This window comes from Bacillus crepusculi, assembly GCF_014764715.1.
GTDB lineage: Bacteria > Bacillota > Bacilli > Bacillales > Bacillaceae > Bacillus.
Genome location: NZ_JACXXE010000005.1, coordinates 38,732 through 62,426 on the forward strand (window position 1 = coordinate 38,732; position 23,695 = coordinate 62,426).

23 protein-coding genes and 1 other annotated feature are annotated in these 23,695 nt (G+C 41.4%); of the genes, 18 read left to right on the forward strand and 5 right to left on the reverse strand.

Annotation, left to right across the window (positions count from 1 at the left end; all coding sequences use genetic code 11):
* Nucleotides 1–24 precede the first annotated feature (24 nt).
* The 7 genes from IEE86_RS10600 (at nt 25) to IEE86_RS10630 (ending at nt 4,901) form a co-directional block, all read left to right on the forward strand.
* Nucleotides 25–300, forward strand: coding sequence for a YtzC family protein (locus tag IEE86_RS10600; protein ID WP_191097199.1), 276 nt, complete (start codon nt 25–27; stop codon nt 298–300).
* Between the two features lie 143 nt (nt 301–443).
* Nucleotides 444–623: a hypothetical protein gene (locus IEE86_RS10605; protein WP_008342991.1), complete on the forward strand. Its 180-nt coding sequence runs from the start codon at nt 444–446 to the stop codon at nt 621–623.
* A 17-nt stretch (nt 624–640) separates the two neighbouring features.
* Nucleotides 641–1,033, forward strand: a complete 393-nt coding sequence (locus IEE86_RS10610) for a GntR family transcriptional regulator (RefSeq protein ID WP_019743690.1) — start codon at nt 641–643, stop codon at nt 1,031–1,033.
* Nucleotides 1,026–1,904 carry an ATP-binding cassette domain-containing protein gene (locus tag IEE86_RS10615; RefSeq protein ID WP_191097200.1) on the forward strand — a complete coding sequence of 293 codons (879 nt, stop codon included), beginning with the start codon at nt 1,026–1,028 and terminating at the stop codon, nt 1,902–1,904. The genes IEE86_RS10610 and IEE86_RS10615 overlap by 8 nt, the downstream gene beginning before the upstream one ends.
* The gene (locus IEE86_RS10620; RefSeq protein ID WP_191097201.1) at nt 1,898–2,881 is read left to right on the forward strand and encodes an ABC-2 transporter permease; all 984 of its coding nucleotides are present in this window, start codon (nt 1,898–1,900) and stop codon (nt 2,879–2,881) included. The genes IEE86_RS10615 and IEE86_RS10620 overlap by 7 nt, the downstream gene beginning before the upstream one ends.
* A gap of 21 nt (nt 2,882–2,902) precedes the next feature.
* Entirely contained in the window at nt 2,903–3,601 is a 699-nt protein-coding gene (locus IEE86_RS10625) for an ABC transporter ATP-binding protein (RefSeq protein ID WP_191097202.1), read from the forward strand.
* The gene (locus tag IEE86_RS10630) at nt 3,591–4,901 is read left to right on the forward strand and encodes an ABC transporter permease (protein WP_191097203.1); all 1,311 of its coding nucleotides are present in this window, start codon (nt 3,591–3,593) and stop codon (nt 4,899–4,901) included. The genes IEE86_RS10625 and IEE86_RS10630 overlap by 11 nt, the downstream gene beginning before the upstream one ends.
* A 63-nt stretch (nt 4,902–4,964) precedes the next feature.
* On the opposite strand, the gene IEE86_RS10635 is transcribed toward IEE86_RS10630, so the two are convergent.
* The gene (locus tag IEE86_RS10635; RefSeq protein WP_191097204.1) at nt 4,965–5,666 is read right to left on the reverse strand and encodes a sunset domain-containing protein; all 702 of its coding nucleotides are present in this window, start codon (nt 5,664–5,666) and stop codon (nt 4,965–4,967) included.
* 84 nt (nt 5,667–5,750) lie between these two features.
* Nucleotides 5,751–6,554 carry a YtvA family blue-light photoreceptor gene (ytvA, locus tag IEE86_RS10640; protein WP_191097205.1) on the reverse strand — a complete coding sequence of 268 codons (804 nt, stop codon included), beginning with the start codon at nt 6,552–6,554 and terminating at the stop codon, nt 5,751–5,753.
* A 421-nt stretch (nt 6,555–6,975) separates the two neighbouring features.
* On the opposite strand from ytvA, the gene IEE86_RS10645 reads away from it, so the two are divergent.
* The 6 genes from IEE86_RS10645 to IEE86_RS10670 all read left to right on the forward strand — a co-directional run bounded on the left by IEE86_RS10645 (nt 6,976) and on the right by IEE86_RS10670 (nt 14,581).
* Entirely contained in the window at nt 6,976–7,305 is a 330-nt protein-coding gene (locus IEE86_RS10645; RefSeq protein ID WP_223249904.1) for a DUF4257 domain-containing protein, read from the forward strand.
* Between the two features lie 103 nt (nt 7,306–7,408).
* Nucleotides 7,409–7,632: a binding site (T-box leader), on the forward strand.
* A 97-nt stretch (nt 7,633–7,729) separates the two neighbouring features.
* Nucleotides 7,730–10,144 carry a leucine--tRNA ligase gene (gene leuS / locus IEE86_RS10650; RefSeq protein WP_191097206.1) on the forward strand — a complete coding sequence of 805 codons (2,415 nt, stop codon included), beginning with the start codon at nt 7,730–7,732 and terminating at the stop codon, nt 10,142–10,144.
* 130 nt (nt 10,145–10,274) lie between these two features.
* A complete protein-coding gene (locus IEE86_RS10655) occupies nt 10,275–11,177 on the forward strand; it encodes an alpha/beta hydrolase family protein (RefSeq protein WP_191097207.1) in 903 nt (300 codons plus the stop codon).
* A 46-nt stretch (nt 11,178–11,223) separates the two neighbouring features.
* Nucleotides 11,224–11,976: an NAD-dependent epimerase/dehydratase family protein gene (locus tag IEE86_RS10660; RefSeq protein ID WP_191097208.1), complete on the forward strand. Its 753-nt coding sequence runs from the start codon at nt 11,224–11,226 to the stop codon at nt 11,974–11,976.
* Nucleotides 11,977–12,195: 219 nt separating this feature from the next.
* Nucleotides 12,196–13,056: a carbohydrate ABC transporter permease gene (locus tag IEE86_RS10665; RefSeq protein WP_191097372.1), complete on the forward strand. Its 861-nt coding sequence runs from the start codon at nt 12,196–12,198 to the stop codon at nt 13,054–13,056.
* A 25-nt stretch (nt 13,057–13,081) separates the two neighbouring features.
* On the forward strand, nt 13,082–14,581 hold the full coding sequence (locus IEE86_RS10670; protein WP_191097209.1) for an extracellular solute-binding protein: 1,500 nt from the start codon (nt 13,082–13,084) through the stop codon (nt 14,579–14,581).
* Between the two features lie 51 nt (nt 14,582–14,632).
* Here the strand turns inward: IEE86_RS10670 and IEE86_RS10675 are convergent, their stop codons facing one another.
* Nucleotides 14,633–15,472, reverse strand: a complete 840-nt coding sequence (locus IEE86_RS10675) for an aldo/keto reductase (RefSeq protein ID WP_191097210.1) — start codon at nt 15,470–15,472, stop codon at nt 14,633–14,635.
* Nucleotides 15,473–15,485: 13 nt separating this feature from the next.
* Complete coding sequence (locus IEE86_RS10680) at nt 15,486–16,673, reverse strand: MFS transporter (RefSeq protein ID WP_411955694.1); 1,188 nt, start codon at nt 16,671–16,673, stop codon at nt 15,486–15,488.
* A 155-nt stretch (nt 16,674–16,828) separates the two neighbouring features.
* On the opposite strand from IEE86_RS10680, the gene IEE86_RS10685 reads away from it, so the two are divergent.
* On the forward strand, nt 16,829–17,200 hold the full coding sequence (locus IEE86_RS10685; RefSeq protein ID WP_003217763.1) for a winged helix-turn-helix transcriptional regulator: 372 nt from the start codon (nt 16,829–16,831) through the stop codon (nt 17,198–17,200).
* Between the two features lie 38 nt (nt 17,201–17,238).
* Here IEE86_RS10685 and IEE86_RS10690 read toward each other — a convergent pair whose 3' ends face one another.
* Nucleotides 17,239–19,539, reverse strand: coding sequence for a helix-turn-helix domain-containing protein (locus IEE86_RS10690; RefSeq protein WP_191097212.1), 2,301 nt, complete (start codon nt 19,537–19,539; stop codon nt 17,239–17,241).
* Nucleotides 19,540–19,770: 231 nt separating this feature from the next.
* Between IEE86_RS10690 and IEE86_RS10695 the strand changes: the two genes are divergently transcribed.
* Genes IEE86_RS10695 through IEE86_RS10710 form a run of 4 tightly spaced genes read left to right on the forward strand, consistent with a single transcriptional unit; the run spans nt 19,771 to nt 23,695 of the window.
* Nucleotides 19,771–20,736, forward strand: a complete 966-nt coding sequence (locus tag IEE86_RS10695; protein ID WP_191097213.1) for an ABC transporter permease — start codon at nt 19,771–19,773, stop codon at nt 20,734–20,736.
* Nucleotides 20,737–20,754: 18 nt separating this feature from the next.
* The gene (locus IEE86_RS10700; protein WP_191097214.1) at nt 20,755–21,867 is read left to right on the forward strand and encodes a glycoside hydrolase family 88/105 protein; all 1,113 of its coding nucleotides are present in this window, start codon (nt 20,755–20,757) and stop codon (nt 21,865–21,867) included.
* Nucleotides 21,864–22,388 (forward strand): lipoprotein YteS, encoded by a 525-nt coding sequence (locus IEE86_RS10705; RefSeq protein ID WP_191097215.1) that lies wholly within the window; start codon nt 21,864–21,866, stop codon nt 22,386–22,388. The genes IEE86_RS10700 and IEE86_RS10705 overlap by 4 nt, the downstream gene beginning before the upstream one ends.
* 17 nt (nt 22,389–22,405) lie before the next feature.
* A complete protein-coding gene (locus tag IEE86_RS10710) occupies nt 22,406–23,695 on the forward strand; it encodes a Gfo/Idh/MocA family protein (protein WP_191097216.1) in 1,290 nt (429 codons plus the stop codon).

The following is a 23,695-nucleotide window of genomic DNA, read 5'->3' on the forward strand; positions in this document are numbered from 1 at the left end:
ATGATGAAATGGAGGGAATGCAAGATGGCAACAAGAAAGTCGATTGATGATTTTATACAAAAAAGTACCGAAACCGTTGAGTTTGCAAGTGAACAATTTGATTTAAGCTCACGCCAAGAGCACTATAATGAGGATGAATTTTCAAAAGCGCAGCTCATGCTTGAGGATGCGGTAAATGAATTAGAAAAATTAAAAGATGTCGCCAATGACCAACAAAGAGAACGGTTAGACAGGGCACGTGTGCAAATTCAAAGCTTGCAAAATCAAATGATTTTAGGTATTTCTTACGATAACGAATGATGAACAGATCCTTCTTTTAGGGGTCTGTTTTTTATTTTTTTGAAAAGTGATTGACTTTTCTGTTGTGTGTCTTTATTGTATTAAGTGTACTACATCAACTAATACACTACAGACACTTAAAAAGTGAAGAAAGGTGTTCAACCATGAAAAAAGAAAAAAAACCAATCAATTTAAAGTGGATGGTGCTGGCTGTTGCGTTAGCATGTACATTTTTTTTCGTTCTCGTTTTCATTGGTTTTGAAGTTCAAAAAGATTTTATTCCAAATTCGGTCCCTTTAATGCAAGGACATGATCAAGCGATAGGATTGCAAAAGCATGAATGAGGAAAGAGGGAGCCATCATGATTCAAATAGATCCAAGAAGCGCTGCGCCAATCTATGAACAAATCATTGAGCAGTTGAAGATTTTGTGCCTAAAAGGTGTGATGAAACCTGGTGACAAACTGCCTTCTGTAAGAGAGCTGGCCACCATTATCATCGCCAACCCAAACACCGTCAGCAAAGCGTATAAAGAGCTTGAACGGGAAGGAATTATTGAAACACTAAGAGGCCGCGGAACGTATGTGACAGAAGGTGCACAGTTAAAGCTGAACGAAGGGAAGGTGCTCGAGATGAAGGAGCAATTAAGACAACTCATCATAGAAGCTCATTATGCCGGTATTGACATTCATCAACTTAAAGAGTGGCTAGAAGAGATCGGCTCAAGTCTAAAAGGAGGAAAACAAGTTGATTGAGGTCAGAAATGTATCAAAGAAATTAAATGGACGCGAAGTACTCAGCGACATTTCCTTCAAGATAGGTGAAGGTGAGATCTTCGGTCTGCTTGGCCGGAACGGCTCCGGGAAAACAACACTTCTCCGATTGATTCAGCAAATTCTTCTTCCAGATGAAGGTGAGATTTATTTTAAAGGGGTACTTGTGAAAGACCACCCGTTAGTGAAGCAAAATATTGTGTATATGCCAGTCGTAAATCCATACTTTGACCGGTACAATTATGGACAGCTTGTGAAGCTGTTAAAACAACTGTATCCAAAGTTTGACGTGACATATGCCAATGAGCTTGTGAACCGGTATGAAATTCCTGAAAAAGTGAAATATCGTGAATTGTCGACAGGTTTAAAGAAACAGCTGTCATTAATTTTAAGCTTTGCCATCAAACCAGCGGTCATTTTGTTAGATGAGCCGACGGATGGGATTGATGCGGTCACAAGAAACGACGTGCTTCAGCTGATGATTGATGAGGTGGCAGAACGACAAACGACGATCTTAATTACCTCTCACCGCTTAGAGGATATTGAGCGTATGTGTAATCGAATTGGTTTCTTAGAAGGAAATCAGCTCACAAGTGTCATGGATTTAGATGAATTAAAGAACGACTACGTCAAAATCCAAATGGCATTTGAAGAGGATATGAATTTAAGCATTAGAAAAAAAGGCGTTGCCATTTTGGATCAAGCGGGTATTTTCTATACAGCACTTGTGCTCAAAACGGATGTTGAGGCAAAAGAGTATCTGAAATCGCTGCAGCCAAAAGTATGGCATGAACTGCCTGTGAATTTAGAAGAAGTATTCATTGCAAAGTTTGGAGGGAAACGCAGATGGTAAAGCGGCAATTATTATATAAGGAGTGGAAGCAGTCTGAGCTGACATTCATTTTAGTGATGCTTGTTGCGGTCTTTGCGACGCCATTATCCCTCTTAATGGATTACTCAACCTTTCAAGATTGTTTGAATAACCGAGACTGTCTAATGGATACAACAACATTCACTTATATTTTTAAGACGGACGCATTTCTCTCACTTTCATGGGTTATGGGAATATTTTTTGCTGTGATTCAGCTAGGATTTGAAAGAAATAAAGGGCAGATGGACTTTACCGTATCCTTGCCGTTTAGTAGAAGTTCCATCTTTCATACAAAGTTTTTCTTAGGTGCAGGAATCATTGCAAGTGTTCACGCTGTTTCATACCTGATCATTTATTTATTAAAATTAGGTCTTGGTCCAATAGAGACATCTGGATTTAACAGTCATTATTTCTCTGCGTTGTTGTCAGCCTTGATGATCTATAGTTTATTTTTTGCAGCAGGTACTTTAACAGGGAGTGCTATTTCTCAAGCGATCGTTGGATTCAGTACAGCTATTTTACCTTACTTAGTGATTGGTTTACCAATCCTTCATTTAGATTTTATCTTTAAAACAAGCGGGATGTGGCTGGATAAAATCTTTAATTATTTGATCACGCCCATTTCCCCCATTACTTATATTACAGCTAACCGTTTTTATCAGGAATATCCGCTTTGGTTCAATGGTGAAGAATACATCGTTCCAATTGTCATGATGTTGCTATTTTACCTTATTGGCTTGTTTAGCTTTATTAAACATCCAATTGAACGAAATGGCCGATTCTTCCTTTATTCAATAATGGATCGCCCAATTCAAATTATGGTGATCGTGTTCGGAGTCTTAGGGTTTGGCTGGGTTGGTTTTTCCTCAGATTCATTAATTGGATATTTTGTTGGTATGTGCATCGGTGGAGCTGTAGGCGCACTGACGAGTTATTTCTTAATCTATCGAAAAAGATAAACAGAGAGCAGGGGAGCAGAGATGATTCAAGTTCAAGCGTTAGATCATGTATTTAAAATTGGCAAAAAGGGCAGGGAGAATGAAATTCCTGTGCTGAAAGGCATTGACCTTTCTATTAAAAGAGGTGACATTGCTTGTATTGTCGGTCGAAGTGGCTCGGGGAAGTCGACCTTATTAAATTTAATTTCAGGCTATATTACGCCAACGAGTGGACAAATTGTGATTGATGGTACCAATGTGACCGGATTTAATGAAAAAGAATGGGCAGACTTTCGCTTAGATCATTTTGGCTTTATCTTTCAAAGCTTTCAATTGATCGGGAGCTTAACAACGTTTGAGAATGTTGAACTTCCGCTCACTTTAAAAGGTGTGAAGCTGTCTGAGCGAAAGGCGAAAGTAAAAGAAATGCTCAAACGAGTAGGCCTTGAGCATCACGCAGGGCATTATCCAAATGAGCTGTCGGGTGGTCAGCAGCAGCGTGTGAGTATTGCAAGAGCCTTGATTTTAAATCCATCTATTATTTTAGCGGATGAACCAACAGGCAGTCTAGATTCAGAAACGGAAGCAGAAATTCTAGCGTTTATCCAACAGCTCAATCGTGAAAAAGGCATTACATTTGTCATCATTACACATGACGATGAAGTCGCTTCAATTGCAGACACAACGTTCCAGCTTCATGATGGTGTATTAAAGAAAGGGGAACAGTCCATTGAAATTTAGAGATCAGGTCAAATTCATTAGAAGAAACATGAAGAAAAATAGACTGCGTGTGTTTATGACCATTCTTGCTACGACAATGGCATGCTCTTTCTTAATCGTTCTAGCGTCTGTCGGTTTTGGTCTGCAAAAATCGGCTCAAGATGAAATCATGAAGCAGCAAATCATCACAGAGATTAAAGTGTTAGGCAAAGAAAAAGGAGACGTCAAGGTTGCTGATTTAAAGAAATATGATCATGTAAAATCTGTCGTCTCAAGAACGGCCATTAATCCATTGTTAAAAGTAGAGCTTGATGACCGCTCAAGTGAAACGCAAACTGCTCTGACGGATATGAAGGAAGAAAAAGAAGCAGGGCTTGAGCTAGACCGAGGAAAAGTCCCAACATCAGCGAATGAAATTGTTGTCGGGTATCATATGGCAGAACAACTGTGGACGGAAAAAGAACGCAAAGCCTATGAAAAAGAAATGAATCAGACGTCCAATGGTGAAGAAACACCGAAGGAGCCTAAAGGCTACACGAAGGATATTTTAAATAAAGTAATTCAAATCAAAGTGCCAAAACTAAATGAAGAAAATGAAGTCGTCAAAGAAAAAACATTTGATTTCCGTGTAGTAGGTGTTTTGAAAAAGCCGAATTTGGAGTGGCAGGAGGATCATAAAATTCTCATTCCGAATGCTTATGAAAAAGAATTTGGCCAAATACTCGACCTGTCTCCTGAAGCCGGAAATGTCGATAAAATGACCTCTGTTTATGCAGACAAATTCGACAATGTCGGTGCGCTCACGGATAAGCTGACAGATGAGGGCTACCAAGTGATCTCCGTGACGAACCAGCTCCAAGGAATGGATATGTTCTTTACGGTTTTCAAAATTGGACTCATTTTTGTCGGATGTATTGCGGTCATTATTTCTGCGATCGGTATATTTAATACAATGACCATGGCGGTAACAGAGCGAACACAAGAGATTGGTATTATGAAAGCCATTGGCGCGAATCCATCTATTATCAAGCGAATGTTCCTAATGGAAAGTGCTTATATTGGGGTGATTGGATCGATCATCGGTATTATCATCTCGTATATCATTAGCTTCGCCGTCAATCTAATCATTCCTGCCATATTGTCTTCCATGTCTGAGGGAGGATCGAGTGATCAATTCTCGATTACCTTCTCCTATATTCCGCTCAGCCTTGTGATCACAGCAACATTGATTAGTGCAGGGGTAGCGATAATCTCTGGTCTGAACCCAGCACGTAAGGCAACAAAAACGAATGTATTAGCAGCATTAAGAAGAGAAATCTAAAAAAAGAACCTCCTAGAAACCCGAGTGGGCTCATAGGAGGTTCTTTTTCATCTTCAAACATCGCTATTGCTTAGGTGCCCGGTACCCTGCACGCTCTGCCTCCTCTACGGAGCAGAACATTTTGGTTACATTCTTTGTTCTAGAGTAGTACCTGCTGCTCGGCGTGTGATAAATGCCATTCACACTTCCTTTGATGTTACAGGCGGCCGATTCTTTTTTTGTTTCCTTTTGTGACTCATGCCCGCCTGTCTTTGTTCCTTCATCCTTAGGAGCGGAGCGCTGGACGGTTGAGGACTGAGTTTCTTTATTTCTTTTCTTATTTTCTTTTTTGAGTGTTTCGTTGCTAGCAGTCAGCTTGTCTATTTTCTTTTCAAGCTCTTGGATGGTCTCCTCTTGCTGTTTGACCGTTTCTTTTTCTGATGTCATGTTTTCTAGCTTTTTTGACAGTTTTTCTTTTTCTTTTGTCGCATCTTCTAAAGAGGATGTAAGAGCCTCTTTCTCTTCCTTCAGGCGAGAATTTTCAGATGCTAATTGTTTTTGATCCTTTAACAGCTGTTCAGAAGATGGATCTGCCTGTGCCTTCGGGGCACTTGTTGCCACAAATGGTAACGACATGATGGAAAAAGCGAGACCAATGATCAAAAAAGGATAAAAGAGCCCCTTTGAAAAAATCCTTTGGTTCTGGTGTTTGAGTAATAAGAAATTAGCGGCATACCCTAAGGCGAAACAAACACATAAAAGACCTATGATGAGTAACATCATCATCTAGTAGCCCCCCTAAATCGCTATTTACACCTATCATACCTCATTTTTCCATTTTGTGGAGTGATTTCAATTAAAAAACCCTGTTTACACAGGGTTTTCAGCTAATGGCAATCCTTTGATTGCTTCTTTTACCGTTAAATATGTGATGGTCTGTTGGAAATCTGTATCCAAGTCCTTCATCTTCATCGCAAGCTGCGGGTTGATTCCAGTGATGATCAACTCTGTTCCAGTTAAATTGAGGAGATGGTGCAGTTTGAAAATTCGTGCTGCGACGGAATCATCTACATCGATTAAACCAGAAAGATCGACAATTAAATAATCATCCTTTGAATCATCTAATATACAAGTTAACTTAGCGACAATGGCGTCAAAGCGTTCTTCAGATAGTTTTCCGATGAGCGGGAGAGCTGATACACCATTTTTGATCGGGACGATTGGCGTCGAAAGAGAGGTGACTTCCTTTAAGGAATCTTCTAGGAGCTGTTCGTATTCTTTCTGTTTTGTAATATCCTTTTGAAAGCCAATGAAAAATGTTTTGTCATCTTGTTCAATGTATAGAGGATCTATATTGAGTTCATTCCAAAAAAAAGTGCCGTCTTTTTTATAATTTTTGAGCTGTGTGGTAATAGGTGTTCCATTTTGTATTCCTTGACGTATGAACGCAAGCTGCTCTTGATCTGTGTCTTTTCCTTGGAGGAATCGACAATTACGCCCAAGAATCTCATCTGGTTTGTATCCAGTCATTTGTGTAAAGCCATGATTCACATAAACGATAGGGTTATCCTCTAAAGAAGGGTCTGTAATGACAACACCAATCCGCGCATGATCTAGCGCTTTTTTTATGAGTTCAAGCTGTTCTTGCAAGCCGAAGATGTTCGAGCTGACCATATTACCCTCCTTTGCTACTATCAGACATTTAAAGCGGTTTTTTCAACCAAAAATTATTCTTTATAAACGTAACATAACATATGTTCTGTTTCAATGATTGCAAACGCTTTGTTAAATTTGTCATCATAGTTTGTCCTCCATTAGAATAGAATAAGTAAGGAGACTTTTCCTTAGAAAAAGAAGGAATCAATTGATCATTATTCATAAAATGACAAAAATAGTTAATATGAATTAGGTCAAAATGATTCCAATGCATCAAGATTGTTTTTGGGTCATTCACATATAATGGAAGAAACAAGCTTTTTTTCTTCGTTAGAGAGAATAGACCTTTTACATTGATTATGACGGAACAGCAGAATGGCATTACAGGGGGCTGGACAGCCTGAAGTCGCTTTACTATTCTAAGGGCTTTAGGAAGGTGATGAAAATGCTGCAACAAGTCATTATTGCTTGCGCCATTGGAGGGGTCATGGGCATTCTCGGTCACGTAAAGAAAAAAGGCAGGCTAGAGAAGCCCAGAATGACAAAAAAGTTTATTTATCTAGGGTTTATTGAAGATTGGCTCGTTGGGATGATTGCCGCTACACTGCTTGTCTTATCCTCAAATCCCGATTCTAGTCTGCACTTGGTCATCTTATCAATTATTTCAGGTTACGGAGGAGAAGCAGTTCTGCGAAGCTTTGATTTTGTGAGAGAACAGCGTTCACAGGATGCAGACTCCAACCGTCATAACCGATCTCCACATGAATAATATCCTCTACTTTACCCTGATCTAGGGTACATTCCCATTGTATACAAACCTGCTTGCACTTATGATCATAATTCTATAAAATACTACTTAGATGACGGTTACGATAAGAACAGTGAAGAGGAGTAGTAGGAAAGCAGTATTTGTCTTTAGAGAATTGACGGCTGGTGAAAGTCAATCAAATCTGCTTCTGAACTCGCCTCAGAGTTGCAGTTGCGTTAAAGCTTCTGTCGCATGTCTGCGTTAAAGATATTAAGTGAGCGTACACGAACAGCAAGTTACGCTAACAAGGGTGGTACCGCGGGAACCAAAAAATCTCTCGTCCCTTTCCAGGGATGAGGGTTTTTTGTTGATTTTAGAAAAATCTGAATTCTTGCTGTGGTCATCTGAGCAGATAAAGCCGTACATATTAAAGGAGGTTTTCATATTGAGTTTTCAGCATCGGGAAATTGAAAAGAAGTGGCAGGATTATTGGCTGACACATAAAACATTCGCCACATCTGACTCGGAAGATAAACCAAAGTTTTATGCGCTTGATATGTTTCCATATCCATCAGGAGCAGGGCTTCATGTCGGGCACCCTGAGGGCTACACAGCAACGGATATTTTATCACGTATGAAACGGATGCAGGGATATGATGTTCTTCATCCAATGGGTTGGGATGCATTTGGTCTTCCAGCGGAGCAATATGCACTGGATACAGGAAATGATCCGGCGGTCTTTACAGAAGAGAACATCAATAACTTCCGCCGTCAAATTCAATCTTTAGGATTCTCATATGACTGGGATCGAGAAATCAATACGACAGATCCTAATTATTACAAATGGACACAATGGATTTTCTTGAAATTGTATGAAAAAGGATTAGCGTATATCGATGAAGTACCAGTGAACTGGTGCCCAGCGCTCGGCACGGTCCTTGCAAACGAAGAAGTCATTGATGGAAAAAGTGAACGCGGAGGGCATCCTGTTGAAAGACGTCCTATGAAGCAATGGATGCTAAGGATTACGGCATATGCGGACAGGCTGTTAGAAGATTTAGAAGACATTGATTGGCCTGAAAGCATTAAAGATATGCAGCGTAATTGGATCGGACGTTCTGAAGGTGCGCATGTTCACTTTGAAGTAGATGGACATAACGAACAGTTTACAGTTTTTACAACACGCCCTGATACTCTTTTTGGTGCAACGTATGCAGTGCTTGCTCCAGAACATGCACTTGTTGAGAAAATTACATCTGCCGCTCAAAAAGAAGCAGTTGAAGCATATATCAAAGAAATTCAATCTAAGAGTGATTTAGAGCGGACAGATCTTGCGAAAACGAAGACGGGCATTTTTACAGGTGCGTATGCCCTCAATCCATTAAATGGGGAAAAGATGCCAATCTGGATTGCAGATTACGTGTTAGCTACATATGGCACGGGAGCGATTATGGCAGTACCTGCACACGATGAACGTGACTATGAATTCGCTAAAACCTTTGAACTTCCAATCAAAGAGGTTGTAGAAGGCGGAGACATTCAAAAAGAAGCTTATACAGGTGATGGAAAGCACATCAACTCTGATTTCTTAAATGGCTTAGGAAAAGAAGAAGCGATTGAAAAAACCATTGCATGGCTTGAAGAACATCAAAAAGGTGAAAAGAAAGTCACATATCGCTTAAGAGACTGGCTGTTTAGCCGTCAGCGCTATTGGGGTGAACCAATTCCAATCATTCATTGGGAGGACGGAACATCTTCAGCTGTTTCAGAGGAAGAGCTTCCACTGATCCTGCCTAAGACGACTGAAATTAAGCCAAGTGGAACAGGTGAATCACCTTTAGCCAATATAAAAGAGTGGGTTGAGGTTGTAGATCCTGTCACAGGTAAAAAAGGACGCCGTGAAACCAATACAATGCCGCAATGGGCCGGCAGCTGCTGGTACTTCTTGCGTTATATTGATCCACATAACACAGAAGAGCTTGCATCCCCTGAAAAGCTAAAGAAATGGCTTCCGGTTGATGTGTATATTGGCGGAGCAGAACATGCCGTACTGCATCTTTTATATGCGCGCTTCTGGCATAAATTCTTGTATGATATCGGTGTTGTTCCAACAAAAGAACCTTTCATGAAATTGTTCAACCAAGGAATGATTCTTGGTGAAAATAATGAAAAAATGAGTAAATCAAAAGGGAACGTTGTCAACCCAGACGATATCGTAGAATCTCATGGTGCGGATACATTACGACTTTATGAAATGTTCATGGGACCTTTAGATGCGTCCATCGCTTGGTCTGAAACAGGACTTGATGGCGCTCGCCGTTTCCTTGACCGTGTATGGCGTCTATTCACAAATGAAGATGGCTCAATTAGCGACAAAGTGACAGAGCAATCTGGCGGCGCATTAGAACGCAGTTACCATGAAACGGTGATGAAGGTAACAGATCATTATGAAGGCTTACGTTTCAATACAGGAATTTCACAATTAATGGTGTTTATCAATGATGCCTACAAGGCTGATACACTGCCGAAAGAATATGCGGAAGGCTTTGTGAAGCTGCTTTCTCCAATTGCACCGCATTTAGCGGAAGAGCTTTGGAGTAAACTTGGTCATGAAGGATCGATTTCTTATGAAGCATGGCCGCAATATGACGAATCAAAGCTTATTGACGATGAAGTAGAAATTGTCGTACAGCTAAATGGTAAAGTGAAAGCGAAATTAATCGTTCCTGCTGATGCAACAAGAGAGCAGTTAGAAGAGCTTGCAAAAAATGACGCACGAGTAAAAGAACAGCTTGAAGGAAAAACCATTCGTAAAGTGATTGCAGTTCCTGGTAAGCTTGTCAATATTGTTGCGAATTAATGACCACACCCATCGGTATCAACCGGTGGGTGTTTGTTATTTCCCGGGACATAATTTTGTCGAAAACAAGGTGATTCTCCTATCGATCTCGTATTTTAACAGGTGATCAAGAAAATGAGGAGTGACGTCAATGGAAAAGGAAAGCAAACGTGAACAGCTGCTCAGTCTGTTAGGAGAAATGCCAGAACGTCATCGCGTGGAGGCTTATACGTTAAAGATTGAGGAACGTGAATCTTATTTAGTCGAAACACTCATTCTCTCTATTCATGGTGTAGAGGAAGTGCCTGCTTATTTTGTGAAGCCAAAGGATACAGTGAAAAAAAGACCTGTTGTGCTGTTTCAGCACTCGCATGGCGCAAATTACGTGGATGGAAAGGAAGAGCTGTTAAAGGGTGCTCATTATTTGCAAACGCCTTCATATGCAAAAGAGTTCACGTCAAAAGGATATAGTGTCCTGGCCATTGATCATGCAGGTTTTGGTGAAAGAAGAGGTAGAACGGAAAGTGAAATTTTTAAGGAAATGCTTTTAACAGGAAAAGTGATGTGGGGCATGATGCTGTATGAAAGCATGTGTGCAGTCGATTATTTGCTGTCTCGATCCGATGTATTGCCAGACCGGTTAGCCGTTTTTGGGATGTCAATGGGTGGTCTTCTTTCATGGTGGACAGCAGCACTTGATGAGAGGGTCAGTGTGTGTATCGATCTTTGCGCGCAGGTCGATCATCACACATTGATTGAAACGAACAATTTAGACCGGCATGGCTATTACTACTATGTACCAAGCTTAGCCAAGCATTTTACAGCAACGGATATCCAGGAAATGATTTTTCCAAGACCGCATTTAAGCCTAGTTGGAAAACTCGATCAGCTCACGCCTGCTGAAGGCGTTGGACGAATTCAAAAGGGATTGAGTCAAACCTATCAAGCTGCTTCATTGAAAGAACGGTATCAGCTTGTTGGTTTTCATGCAGGTCATTTTGAAACAGCCGCAATGCGTCACGAAGCCATACGATTTATGAAAAAGTGGCTGTAATCATTAAATGCTTGGACATACTACGCCAAAAGGAAGGGGGAGACAGATGAAAAACATCACCATCATTGGCGGGTGCGGTGTGATTGGACGTATTTTAACAAAGGCGCTTTCTTCTGAGTACAGCATCCACATCATTGATCAGACAAGCTGTGTAGAAAAAGTCATTTTAGCGGATGCAACGAATGAGCAACAATTATATGAGGCGATTCCGCGAGATACAGATGTCATCATCCACCTTCTCAACATGGGCATGACGCATGACGTGATGAATCATGAGGAATTTTCAAAAATGAATGATGTGTTTTGGAGGAGCACTTATCATATGTTTCGTTCAGCTGCACGGCTCAGCATATCAAAGGTCATTTTTGCAAGCAGTAACCATGTGACAGATCGTTATGAAAGGGACGGTCACTCCATTCTTGGGCGAGATATTACGACTAATGATGTGCCTGCGACAAAAAATGTGTATGGCATTTTGAAATTTGCTTCCGAACAGCTTGGGCGTTTATTCCACGATCAAACGGGGATATCTGTCATCAATTTGCGGATTGGAACGGTTGTAACAGATGAAATGGAGGCATTACACAAGAATAAAAGAACAAAAAGAACGCTGCTTTCACATGAAGATCTTGTTGGCATGACAAAGGCAGCGATTGAAACAGAAGTTCCCTTTGGGACATATTATGCCGTATCAGAAAACGAAGAAAAGCCATGGTCTACTGAAAAAACGAAGCAGGAGTTAGGCTACAGACCAGATGTCAATACGTCGGAAATCCTTGAAGAAAATGATCAGGCTTAGGGCATAATCATCTCATTAGCTCATGATCCTATTCTTTTGTTTCATGAGCATAAAAGCACGACCGGCATGATCCATCCGGTTGGTCTGTCAAGATGATTATAGACGCTTTCTCTCCCCGTTTGTTACATTTTAATCACGATATCGTCACAGGCTGCAGCTTATTTTCGGACGAAATGATAACGCTTACAAAGAAAGGGCGTGATGAACATAGATCGTTCTATTAAAGGCCGATTGTTCAATTTACTTAATTACTCTTTTCTACTCATGTTCGCATTAATATGTGTGCTCCCGTTCATCCATGTCATTGCCGCCTCGTTTGCTACGGTAGAGGAGGTCATCTCAAAGAAGTTTATTTTGTTCCCGACGACGTTTTCTCTTGAGGCCTATCGATATATTTTTTCTACAGATATTGTGTATCGCAGCCTCATTGTGTCCATTCTCGTGACGCTCGTTGGAACAGCTGTCAGCATGTTTTTGTCCTCACTCATGGCGTATGGGCTGAGTCGCCAGGAGTTAAAAGGCCGGAGAACACTCATGTTTCTCGTTGTCTTCACGATGCTGTTTAGCGGAGGGATGATCCCGACGTTTATTGTTGTGAAAACACTTGGGCTGCTTGATACGTATTGGTCACTAATTCTACCTGTCGCCATCAATGCGTTCAATTTGATCATTTTGAAAAACTTCTTTCAAAACATCCCAGCAAGCCTTGAGGAATCAGCGAAGATGGATGGCTGTAACGATTTAGGGATCTTCTTTAAAATTGTGCTTCCCCTCTCTTTACCAGCCATTGCGACGATTTCACTTTTTTATGCCGTGACGTATTGGAATACGTACATGACTGCTATCCTGTATTTAAATGATTCAGTGAAATGGCCGATCCAGGTATTGCTGAGGCAGATCGTGATTGTATCAAGCGGAATGCAGGGAGATATGTCAGATATGGGCTCATCCACACCACCGCCAGACCAAACGATTAAAATGGCTGTCATTGTCGTGGCGACCATACCAGTTCTGCTTGTCTATCCATTTATTCAAAAGCATTTCAACAAAGGGGCATTACTAGGTTCTGTAAAGGGTTAAAAAGATGGAACAACGGAGGGATCTTATGGGGAGAAAGAAATTATGGTTGATTGCGTTTGTGCTGTTATTTGCAGCAAGCGGTATTCTGTCAGCATGCTCAAGTAAAGGAGCAAACTCATCAGATGAGAAGGTTGATTTAGACAAAAAGGTAAAGCTGACATGGATGGCCATTTTGTATCATCAGCAGCCGCCGAAGGATTCAGTGTTAAAAGAGATTGAGAAGCTCACAAATACAGAGCTTGATATTACGTGGGTGCCTGATGCTGTGAAGGAAGATCGTTTAAATTCCGCACTTGCCGCAGGGAACCTCCCGCAAATTGTCACGATTCAAGACATTAAAAATTCGTCTGCTATTAATGCGTTCAGATCAGGCATGTTCTGGGAAGTTGGTCCGTATTTAAAGGATTATCCAAATTTAAGTAAGATGAACGAACTGATTAATAAAAACGCCTCTATAGATGGGAAGCTATATGGTATTTATAGAGAGAGACCACTTTCAAGACAAGGGATTGTCATTCGAAAGGATTGGCTTGAAAATTTAAATTTGGATACACCAAAAACATTGGATGATCTATATGAAGTAGCCAAAGCCTTTACGGAAAAAGACCCGAATCAAAATGGAAAAGCTGATACAATTGGCTTTACGGATCGAAACGATTTGATTTACGGGGCATTTAAAACACTTGGTTCATATGAAGGAATGCCAACAGACTGGAAAGAAGAAAACGGCAAATTCACGCCAGACTTTATGACAGATGAGTATATGAATACAATGAAATACATGAAAAAGCTGCGTGACAATGGCTATATCAACAAAGACTTCCCAGTGACAAGCAAAACGCAGCAGCAGGAATTATTCTCACAAGGTAAAGCAGGCATCTATGTTGGAAATATGGTAGATGCGGTGAACCTGAGAGATGATGCGACAGATAAAAACATGGAAGTGGATATTCTCAACCGAATCAAAGGACCAGACGGCAAAGAGCGTGTGTGGGCATCAGGTGGTCATAATGGCATCTTCGCATTCCCTAAAACAAGCGTGAAATCTGAGGCGGAGTTAAAGCGGATTTTGGCCTTCTTTGATCGCATTGCCGAAGAAGATGTATATGGTCTAATGACTTACGGTATAGATGGTCAGCATTATAAGAAAGAAGAAGGAAATACATTTGTCCGAGAAGAAAGCCAAGTGAAAAGCTGGCAGACAGATGTACAGCCGCTTGTCAGCCTAGTAGCGATTGATAAACGCTACTTAAAAAATAAAGGGGATGCGGTTCGTACAAAATATGAAGAGCTAGAAGAGGATAATAAGAAGATCATTGTCGCAAATCCTGCTGAAAGCCTGTATTCAGAAACGGCATCAGAGCGAGGAAATGAATTGAAGAAAATCATCGATGATGCGACCTATAAGTTCATTCTTGGTGATATAAACGAAGAGCAATTTAAGAAAGATGTAGAGAAGTGGAAATCAAATGGTGGAAATAAAATCATTGAGGAATATGAAGCTTCTTTTAAGAAATCAAAATGATCAATATGAACACCCCCGCACTATTAAAAAGCAGGGGTGTTTTCATTATGATTAAAAGTCGAAGTGATCTGGGTCTGGCCCAATACGTTTGTTTTCATTTAAGTCAGAAAGGCGCCTCATATCCTCATCAGATAAAGCAAAATTAAATATATCGGCATTTTCTTTTAAGCGATGTGCTTTCGTTGATTTTGGAATGGTGATGACACCCATTTGCACATCCCAGCGCAAAATAATTTGGGCAGGTGTTTTGCTGTATGTGTCTGCCAGCTCCGTAATGAGCGGATGATGCAGCAGCTCTCCCTGCATCAGTGGTGACCAGGCTTCCATTTGAATGCCGCGTGTGTTCAAATACGTGTAGAGTGTTTCCTGCGTGAGCTTTGGATGAAACTCCACTTGATTGACAGCTGGTATTATGTCCGCATCTTTTATTAGCTCGTCTAGATGATGCGGCTGGAAGTTGCTCACACCGATGGCTCTTACCTTTCCTTCACGATACAATGCTTCTAGCGCACGCCAAGCTTCCTTGTATTTCCCTTCAACCGGCCAATGAATCAAATATAGATCAAGGTAGTCGAGCTGAAGTTTTTTCAAGCTTTCTTCGTACGCTTTTCGTGTGGCTTCATATCCTAAATCGGCATTCCACACTTTTGATGTCACAAAGATGTCCTCACGGCGCAGTCCTGCTTCTGCTAGACCAAGTTGTATGCCTCGTCCAACACCTTCCTCATTGTCATAAATAGCCGCTGTATCAATACTGCGATAGCCCAATTGAATGGCTGTTTTGACAGCTTCAATTAATTCAGCTCCATCTTCAACCTTGAATACACCAAGGCCGAAGATTGGCATGTGGACCCCATTGTTTAATGTTTTTGTACTTTGTAAATGATTCATATTGACAACTCCTTTAGATGGTTTGATTGTGTTCTTTTTGTTCCATTTGAAAACTGATCATCGTGAGAAATGCTGCCGTGAGCACCATGATGCCGCCGACCCAGCCTGTATGCACAAGCCCAAGTGTATCTGTCACGATGCCGCCTAAAAATGAGCCGATGGCGATACCAGCATTAAATGCAGCAATATTCATAGCGGATGCGACATCGACTGCTCCGGGTGTGTACCTTTCTGCAAAATCAACGACGGCTACTTGGAGGCCAGGTACATTCATGAAAGCAAACAGCCCCATTAGCATCACGGTTCCAATCCCAAGCATCATCAATCCAGCAGTGAAGCTAAGGATAAACAAGATGATGCTTTGGATGACAAACATATAGATCAGTGCTTTGATTGGCTGTTTATTCGCAGCTTTTCCACCAATGACATTCCCAGCTGCGATGGTCATCCCGTATAAAAGCAGGATCAAGGCAACCGTCCCAGGCGCAAGACCTGTCACATGCTGCAAGAGAGGGGATAAATACGTAAAGACGACAAAGGTTCCTCCGTATCCTGTTGCTGTAATAACAAATAGAAGCAAGATTCTTTTTGTTTTTAATAAAACAGCTTGATCCTTAAACGTTGTTTTCGTGCCCTGCTTTAATTGAGAGGGTACGAGAAAATAGTTGGCAATGAGTGCGATCAGGCCAATGATGACAATGACCCCAAATGATGTCCGCCAGCCGAGCTCATGTCCGATAAATGTCCCAAATGGCACTCCTGTTACAGTCGCTACTGTTAAACCAGTGAACATAGTTGCAATGGCGCTTGCCCGCTTTTCTTTCACCACAAGGCTTGCAGCAATCGTAGAGCCAATGGACATAAAGACTCCATGGGATAAGGCTGAAATCACTCGCCCGACTAACAGCACTGAAAAAGTTGGGGCAATGGTGGCGAGTGTATTTCCTATTAAAAAGACGAGCATAATGAGCAAAAGTAATGTCTTTCTCTTCATGGTTGAAGTAAGTGAGGTCAGAATAGGTGCACCAAAGGTCACGCCAAGCGCATATAAGGAGACGGTCCAGCCCGCCTGACTGACACTCACCTCAAAGTCCTCTGAGATCATCGGCAAAAGCCCGACACTAATGAACTCAGTTGTTCCTATAGCAAAAGCACTTATCGCTAGTGCGAGAAGGGCAAAGTGGTTTTGTCGGTTCTTCATAAATAGGTTCACATCCTTCTGTGATGACTTGTTGATAGACGAAGCCGATCGGCATGAGTTATTATCTAACATAGATGACGAAAAAAAAAGTACGTACTTTTTTGTAATATAGGTACTAAAAAGTGCCTGTCCCGTACAAATAGGAGTGAAATTCGATGGAAAAGAAAAAGTATAATATCTCTGTAGAAGCAACGCTTGAGGTCATTGGCGGGAAGTGGAAGTGTGTGATTTTATGTCATTTGACACATGGAAAAAAACGCACGAGTGAATTGAAGCGGCTCATGCCAAATATCACCCAAAAAATGCTCACACAGCAACTAAGAGAGCTTGAAAGTGACGGGGTGATTAACCGGATTGTGTATGAACAGGTGCCGCCTAAAGTGGAGTATGAATTAAGTGAATACGGACAATCGCTTGAAAGAATTCTCAATGCGTTATGTGATTGGGGAGCAGCTCATATTGAACGTGTGTATGGAGAACCGCTATCTGTGCTGGAAGACAGCATCTTAAATGAACAGTTTAAATAAAAGAGTCCCGCTGCTTGTAAGAGCGGGACTCTTTTATATTAAATGCCTTTTTTCTGATCACGGTATTTCCCAGGGGTCGTGCCTTCGAGCTTTTTAAAGGAACGGATGAAATTTTGTGGGTTTTTATATTTCAGCTTCTCCGAAATTTCTTTGACGGACATATCGGTTTCTACAAGCCAGTTTTTGGCGACATGATGCCTGTAAGATGAGAGATATTCACTAAAGGAGATATCCATTTCCTTTCTGAAAATACTGCTTAAATAATTCGGATTGTAATGCAGACGTGAAGCGATTTCATCCAAGGTGAGATCTGAGTCAAATTCTTGGTGAATGATATGAATGATTTTCTCTGAAATATTTTTGTATTGAGAGTCCTCACGTGCGGCAAGCTGGTCAATCATCGGCCGAATGATCTCATGTTTTAGCCATGCCTCTGTATCTTCAAAGGTTTTAAACTCAAAGATCGTATCATAGAGCATTTTGTTATCCTCGACCTCAAATAATTCAATGCCAAGCAAATGCATCAGCTCAATTAAGTTGTTTAAAAAACGGGCTAGGGCGATATGGTATTCGTGCGGTCCCGCATTTTTAGAGAAAATGGATTGCAGGAGCACATGTAAATAGTGATCCGCCTTTCCTTGATCTCCGGCCTTAATGGCATCAAATAAATCATGCTGTAGCTGTTTGGGGAAATGGGTTTTAAAGGTCTTTCCTTGCTTGATATGTTCATATAAGATGATGGATTTTTTCTCTGCTTTGAGTCTGTATTTTAAGGCTTCTTTCCCTTCTATATAAGCTTGTTTTGCCATCGTGAGCTCCTTAAACTGGCGGCTAATGCCGATACTGATAGACAAGCCAAGCTCTTCCTCGATGCGCTGTTGAATGATTTCTGCTAATTGATTTAAATATTCAGTGAATTCCTCGTCTGACTTCGATTGGTTAAGGACAATCGTCGTTTGATGTTGATTAACAACAGTTGGTTGAAGGTGCTCATCTTGCGGAATAATCTGCTCAATCAGTCCATTGATGGCAAATAAAAGCAAGTCAGCGTCCTTTTTTTCATATGGTGTTCCTTTGAGCGTATCGATTTGGGTGACAAGCATGGATAAATGAGACCAGTCACGAGGGAAGCCTAAACTTTGGAATCGGTTGTTAATCTCTTCTTCCGTCAGCTTTCCAAGGAGCAGGCGCACCATAAAGTATTGCTGTAAGTGGGTCACTTGCTGCTCAATGCGTTCCTCTAAATCATTGTTTTGATCTTTCATTTGTTTAATACTCGACTCGATTAACTCGAATTCATTTTGGAAGGGCTGTTTATGCAAAAATGATTCATTGCGGGCAAATGACTCATATAATAAGCGGATTGGTTTATAAAAGTGCCTGGACCCAAACCATGAAAACAGTAATGAAAGCGCTAACAAAATAAAGCAAATAATAAAGGTGATCCACCCAATTGATTTCGTTTGTTGCTTGAGTTCTGGAATAGAGACAAAGGATAGGTACGTCCACTGATTATAGTCTGATTTCTGAAACGTAATTTGATAGTTCAGTTCATCAATTTTCATGTCAAATTGCCCTGATTGATCTTCAAGTGACAGCACACGCTTGACGAAATCTTGATTTTTCAAGGATTCACCGATTTGTTCTTTGCGATTATGTAGCAGCACTTTTCCGTTTGTATCAATGACAAACATACTATCAGATTGAGAGAAGTCAGGCATGTTGTCAGCAATCACGCAGCTTGGAATGCTGGCGACGGCGATCCCCTTTTTTTGCACACTGTTCATGGGCAGTTGTTTGATTAAGTTCACATTATACTTGCAAAAGGACGCTTTTCCTTCTTTAGTCGCAACAAGTGGGTTATTCTCTTCAAGTGCCCAGCTGGAATGACTCGGAATATTGAGGTAAGAGGCTAACGCTTTTTCTTGCTCTCCGCTTGTGACATGATAAAGCCCGGAATTGTTCATGTACCAATCCTCTATTTTACTAACAAGTGTGATATTGGAGAGATCGGTGTCAAAGGTTTGCAGGTAGTTCAGTTCCTGCTGTACTTGATTATAAAGCTGGAATTGGTCTGGATTTAAAGGTTCTGTCAGTGTTTGAAGGAGAGGCGGTGAACTGACATAGTGAGTGAGAGAATGATCAACTGTTTTTAAAATATGCTCAATATTGGATTGCGTTTGTTTGACGCTGTCCAGCTTTTCATTTGAGATATTTTCAAGTGCTGCTTTTTGCGAATGCTGATAAGAAAAAATACCGACTATGATAACAGGAATCGTACTAAGCATGAAAAAAAACGTCACAAGCTTGTAATAAAATTTATATTGCCTTCTTTTCATAAAACCCCCCATTTCAAACGAAACAATCTTTCCCCCTTTATTTATTAATCCAAAAATCTGGTAGGTTTGTCAATAATCATTTTCTGAGATTAGGATCATTTTCTCATGTTTTATGTAACGTTTTGAGTAGCTTCCCCTAAGGAAATATGATCTGATGATATGATTGTAGACGGATTTTTCATCCTTAAGATACAGTTAACACATGCATCAGCATGAGGGGAGGCTTTATCAATGAAAACAGAGGATGTCACTGCCAAGGGTGTGCCTGCGGCAGCTTTGAAAAAGGAAAATAGAAAGCGCTTACTTAATCAATTGCTTAGTCAAAAGTTTTTGTATTTAATGATTTTGCCAGGGTTCATTTATTTCATAGTGTTTAAATACGTGCCAATGTGGGGACTCATTATTGCCTTTCAAGATTACCAGCCGTTTCTCGGTATTCTTGGCAGTGAGTGGGTTGGCTTCAAACACTTTATTCGATTGTTTACAGAACCAACCTTTTTCATCTTATTAAAAAATACGCTCATTTTATTTGCCATGAATGTCGTGATTTTCTTTCCGATTCCAATCCTATTAGCCCTTCTTTTAAACGAGGTCAGGTTGGCATTGTTTAAGAAATTTGTTCAGACGATGATTTATATTCCTCACTTCATGTCATGGGTGATTGTCGTGTCCTTATCTTTTGTTTTGTTAACGGTAGATGGTGGATTAATTAATGAATTGATTGCTTTCTTTGGAGGAGAAAAGATTAACTTCCTTCTTAGTCAAGAATGGTTTAGACCCATGTACATTTTGCAGGTAATCTGGAGAGAAGCGGGTTGGTCAACCATTATTTATCTTGCGGCGATTACAGCAGTAGATCCGCAGCTATACGAAGCAGCGAAAATGGATGGAGCCGGCAGACTGAGACAGATGTGGCATATCACCCTGCCAGCGATTAAAAGTGTCATTGTTGTCCTGCTTATTTTGAAAATCGGTGATACGTTAGAGCTTGGCTTTGAACATGTCTATCTATTACTGAACGCAACGAACCGGGAAGTAGCGGAGATTTTTGATACGTATGTCTATACAGCTGGACTCAAGCAGGGCCAATTCAGCTATAGTACCGCTGTTGGTTTATTTAAAGCAGCCGTAGGACTCATTTTGGTCATGCTGGCGAACCGTTTAGCGAAGAAATTCGGGGAAGAAGGTATTTACTAAAAAGGGGAGATGAGAAGAATGACATTATCGACTGAAAAGGGATCACCACTTGAGCATGCAGAGAAATTAGCACAAACGATTATGAAAGCGCATACACCAATTGAGCTGCCACCAGCTGGAAGATGGCATTATCATCAAGGCGTTTTCCTTTGCGGTGTGATGAAGCTATACGCGGCAACGGGGAATGAGGCGTATTTTGATTACGTGAAAGACTATGCAGACGCGCTCATTGATGAGCATGGAAATCTGTTATTCCGCAGAGATGAGCTTGATGCGATTCAGGCAGGACTCATTTTATTCCCTCTTTACGAAAGAACGGGAGAGAAACGGTATGTGCTGGCTGCGGAGAAGCTACGGGGACTTTATCGTACGCTCAATCGAACGTCTGAGGGCGGATTTTGGCATAAAGACAATTATGCTTATCAAATGTGGCTGGATGGTCTCTATATGGGCGGTCCTTTTGCCTTGAAATATGCCCAGCTCAAAGGTGAAGAGGCACTCGTGGATATGGTCATCCACCAAGAGCACCTCATGAGAAAGCATACAAAAGATGAAAAAACAGGTCTGTACTATCACGCCTGGGATGAGCGTAAAGCGATGCCATGGGCAGATCAAAAAACCGGCTGTTCCCCGGAGTTTTGGGCAAGATCGTTTGGCTGGTATGTCCTTGCATTAGCAGATATGATCGAGGATCTGCCAGAGCAGCATCAAGGGCGGAAGGTGTGGAAGGAAACACTGACAGACATGCTTGAAAGTGTGGCCAAGTATCAGGATGATGAGACAGGACTATGGCATCAAATCATTGATAAAGGAAATCATAGCGATAATTGGCTTGAAAGCTCCGGATCGTGTTTATTCATGTATGCTATGGCAAAAGCGATGAATGAAGGGTATGTAAGCCTTCGTTATGTCGATCATGTGGTCAAAGCATATCAAGGCTTGATTCAGCATAAGACGGCGGAGAAGGAAAATGGTGATTTTACGATCAATGATATTTGTATCGGAACATCTGCGGGATTTTATGATTACTACGTTGGAAGAGAGCGGAGTACAAATGACTTGCACGGGGCAGGCGCTTTTATTATGGCGTTGACTGAGCTAGAGAAGCTGTCCGTTTTTCAAAAGGCATGAAGAGGCATCAAAGAGCTGCGGCATGTCTCATCAGTTTCATCGCTGTCTTTTGTTTGTCAGCCTGTCAGGGAAAAACAAACGGTATCGATGTGCTGATTTTTTCGGACATGTCAAAGGGGATGAAAGATCAATTAGTGGAGAAGGCTTTTCAGCCAGAAAAAGAGACATACAACGTCCATATCTTCCCGGCGATTCCTGAAAAGCTTCTTGTTGAAATCACCGCAAAAGAGGGGGATGTGATGCTTGTCCCAGAAGAAATGTTTAGAACTTATGATGATCCAGAAAGCTTTCAGCCGCTTGAAGAGATGAAAGTAGATGATGAAGCTGCGGGACCATATACAGTCGAGGACCAAAAGACAGGGAAAACGGTTGATTATGCGGTACAAATTAAGAAAGGGACGAAAAAGCTAAACGGCTATACCTTTCGATTGCACCGCGATATGGTCGCTTTCATTCCCGTGTATGCTGACAAGTCCAAAGAGGCGCTGTCTCTTATGAAACAGCTTCGTGAAAATCGATAGGAAAAGGGGTGGGGAATGTGAAACGGGTCGTGATTTGTGGGCTCAGTCATCGGGCTTTCAATATGTTTATCAAGCCGCTCACAGAGGATTTCAATGAGGATTACAGAATCACGGGGCTTCTAGATATAGATGAGCAGCGGTATACACTCTGTCAGGAGCGTTTTCCATCACTGAGAGGGGTCTCATTTTTTCATGAGGATGCATTTCATCAGATGGTGAAGGAAGCAAATCCAGATATTGTCATTGTGGCAGGGCGGGATGATACGCATGTCACGTATATCATACAGGCGCTTGACCATGATCTCGATGTCATCACAGAAAAACCAATGGTAACAACAGCAAAAGACGCCAAAAAAGTAATGGATAAAGAGGCAGAGAGCAAAGGGAAGGTGACGGTCACCTTTAATTATCGCTACAATCCATTTCATCGAAAGGTGAAGGAACTCATTTTAGAAGGAAAGATTGGAAGGGTCACATCTGTTGAACTGAGCTGGCTGATTGATACGTATCATGGCGCTAGTTATTTCAAAAGGTGGAATCGCACGCGTCAATACTCTGGCGGACTGTCCATTCATAAGTCGACCCACCATTTTGATTTGGTCAACTGGTGGATAGACCAAAAACCAAAGCAAGTATTTGCCTACGGGGCGCTGAATTATTACGGAAACGAAAGTCCTTGGAATCCATTGCAGGATAAGGAAAACCGGTATTGCGGAACATGTCATGTGAAAGATACATGTCATTATGAAGCAAGGTGGAACCCGAGAGTAGAACGCTCAAAGGTGGAGGACGACCATATCGAATCCGGTCAGGAGCAAACGCAGCAGTACTCAAATTATCGCCCAGATGCCTGTATTTTTGATCAGGACATTGACATTGAGGATACATATGTGGCATCAGTGGCATATGACCAAGGGGCTCTGCTCAGCTATTCGATTCAATTTTCAGCACCATATGAGGGTTACCGTCTTGCGATAAACGGGACGAAGGGACGCATTGAAACAAATGAATTTCATGTACCATCTAGAATTCCTTTTCAATTCCCGGAGCAAACCATTTCTTACTACCCGATGTTTGGCTCAAAGGAAACGATAGAAGTCGTGAAACAGCCTGGCGGACATGGAGGCGGAGATCCACTGCTGTTGGCAGATTTATTTTTAGGAAAAGATCCCTTGATTCCCTATGATATTTCAGCAGGAGCAGAGGCTGGTGCTTATTCAATTGCACTTGGGGAAGGCATGTGGCGCTCTGTCGCAGAAAAACGCCCAATTGAAATAGAGGAATTGTTTCAAAAAGAGACGGTGTAA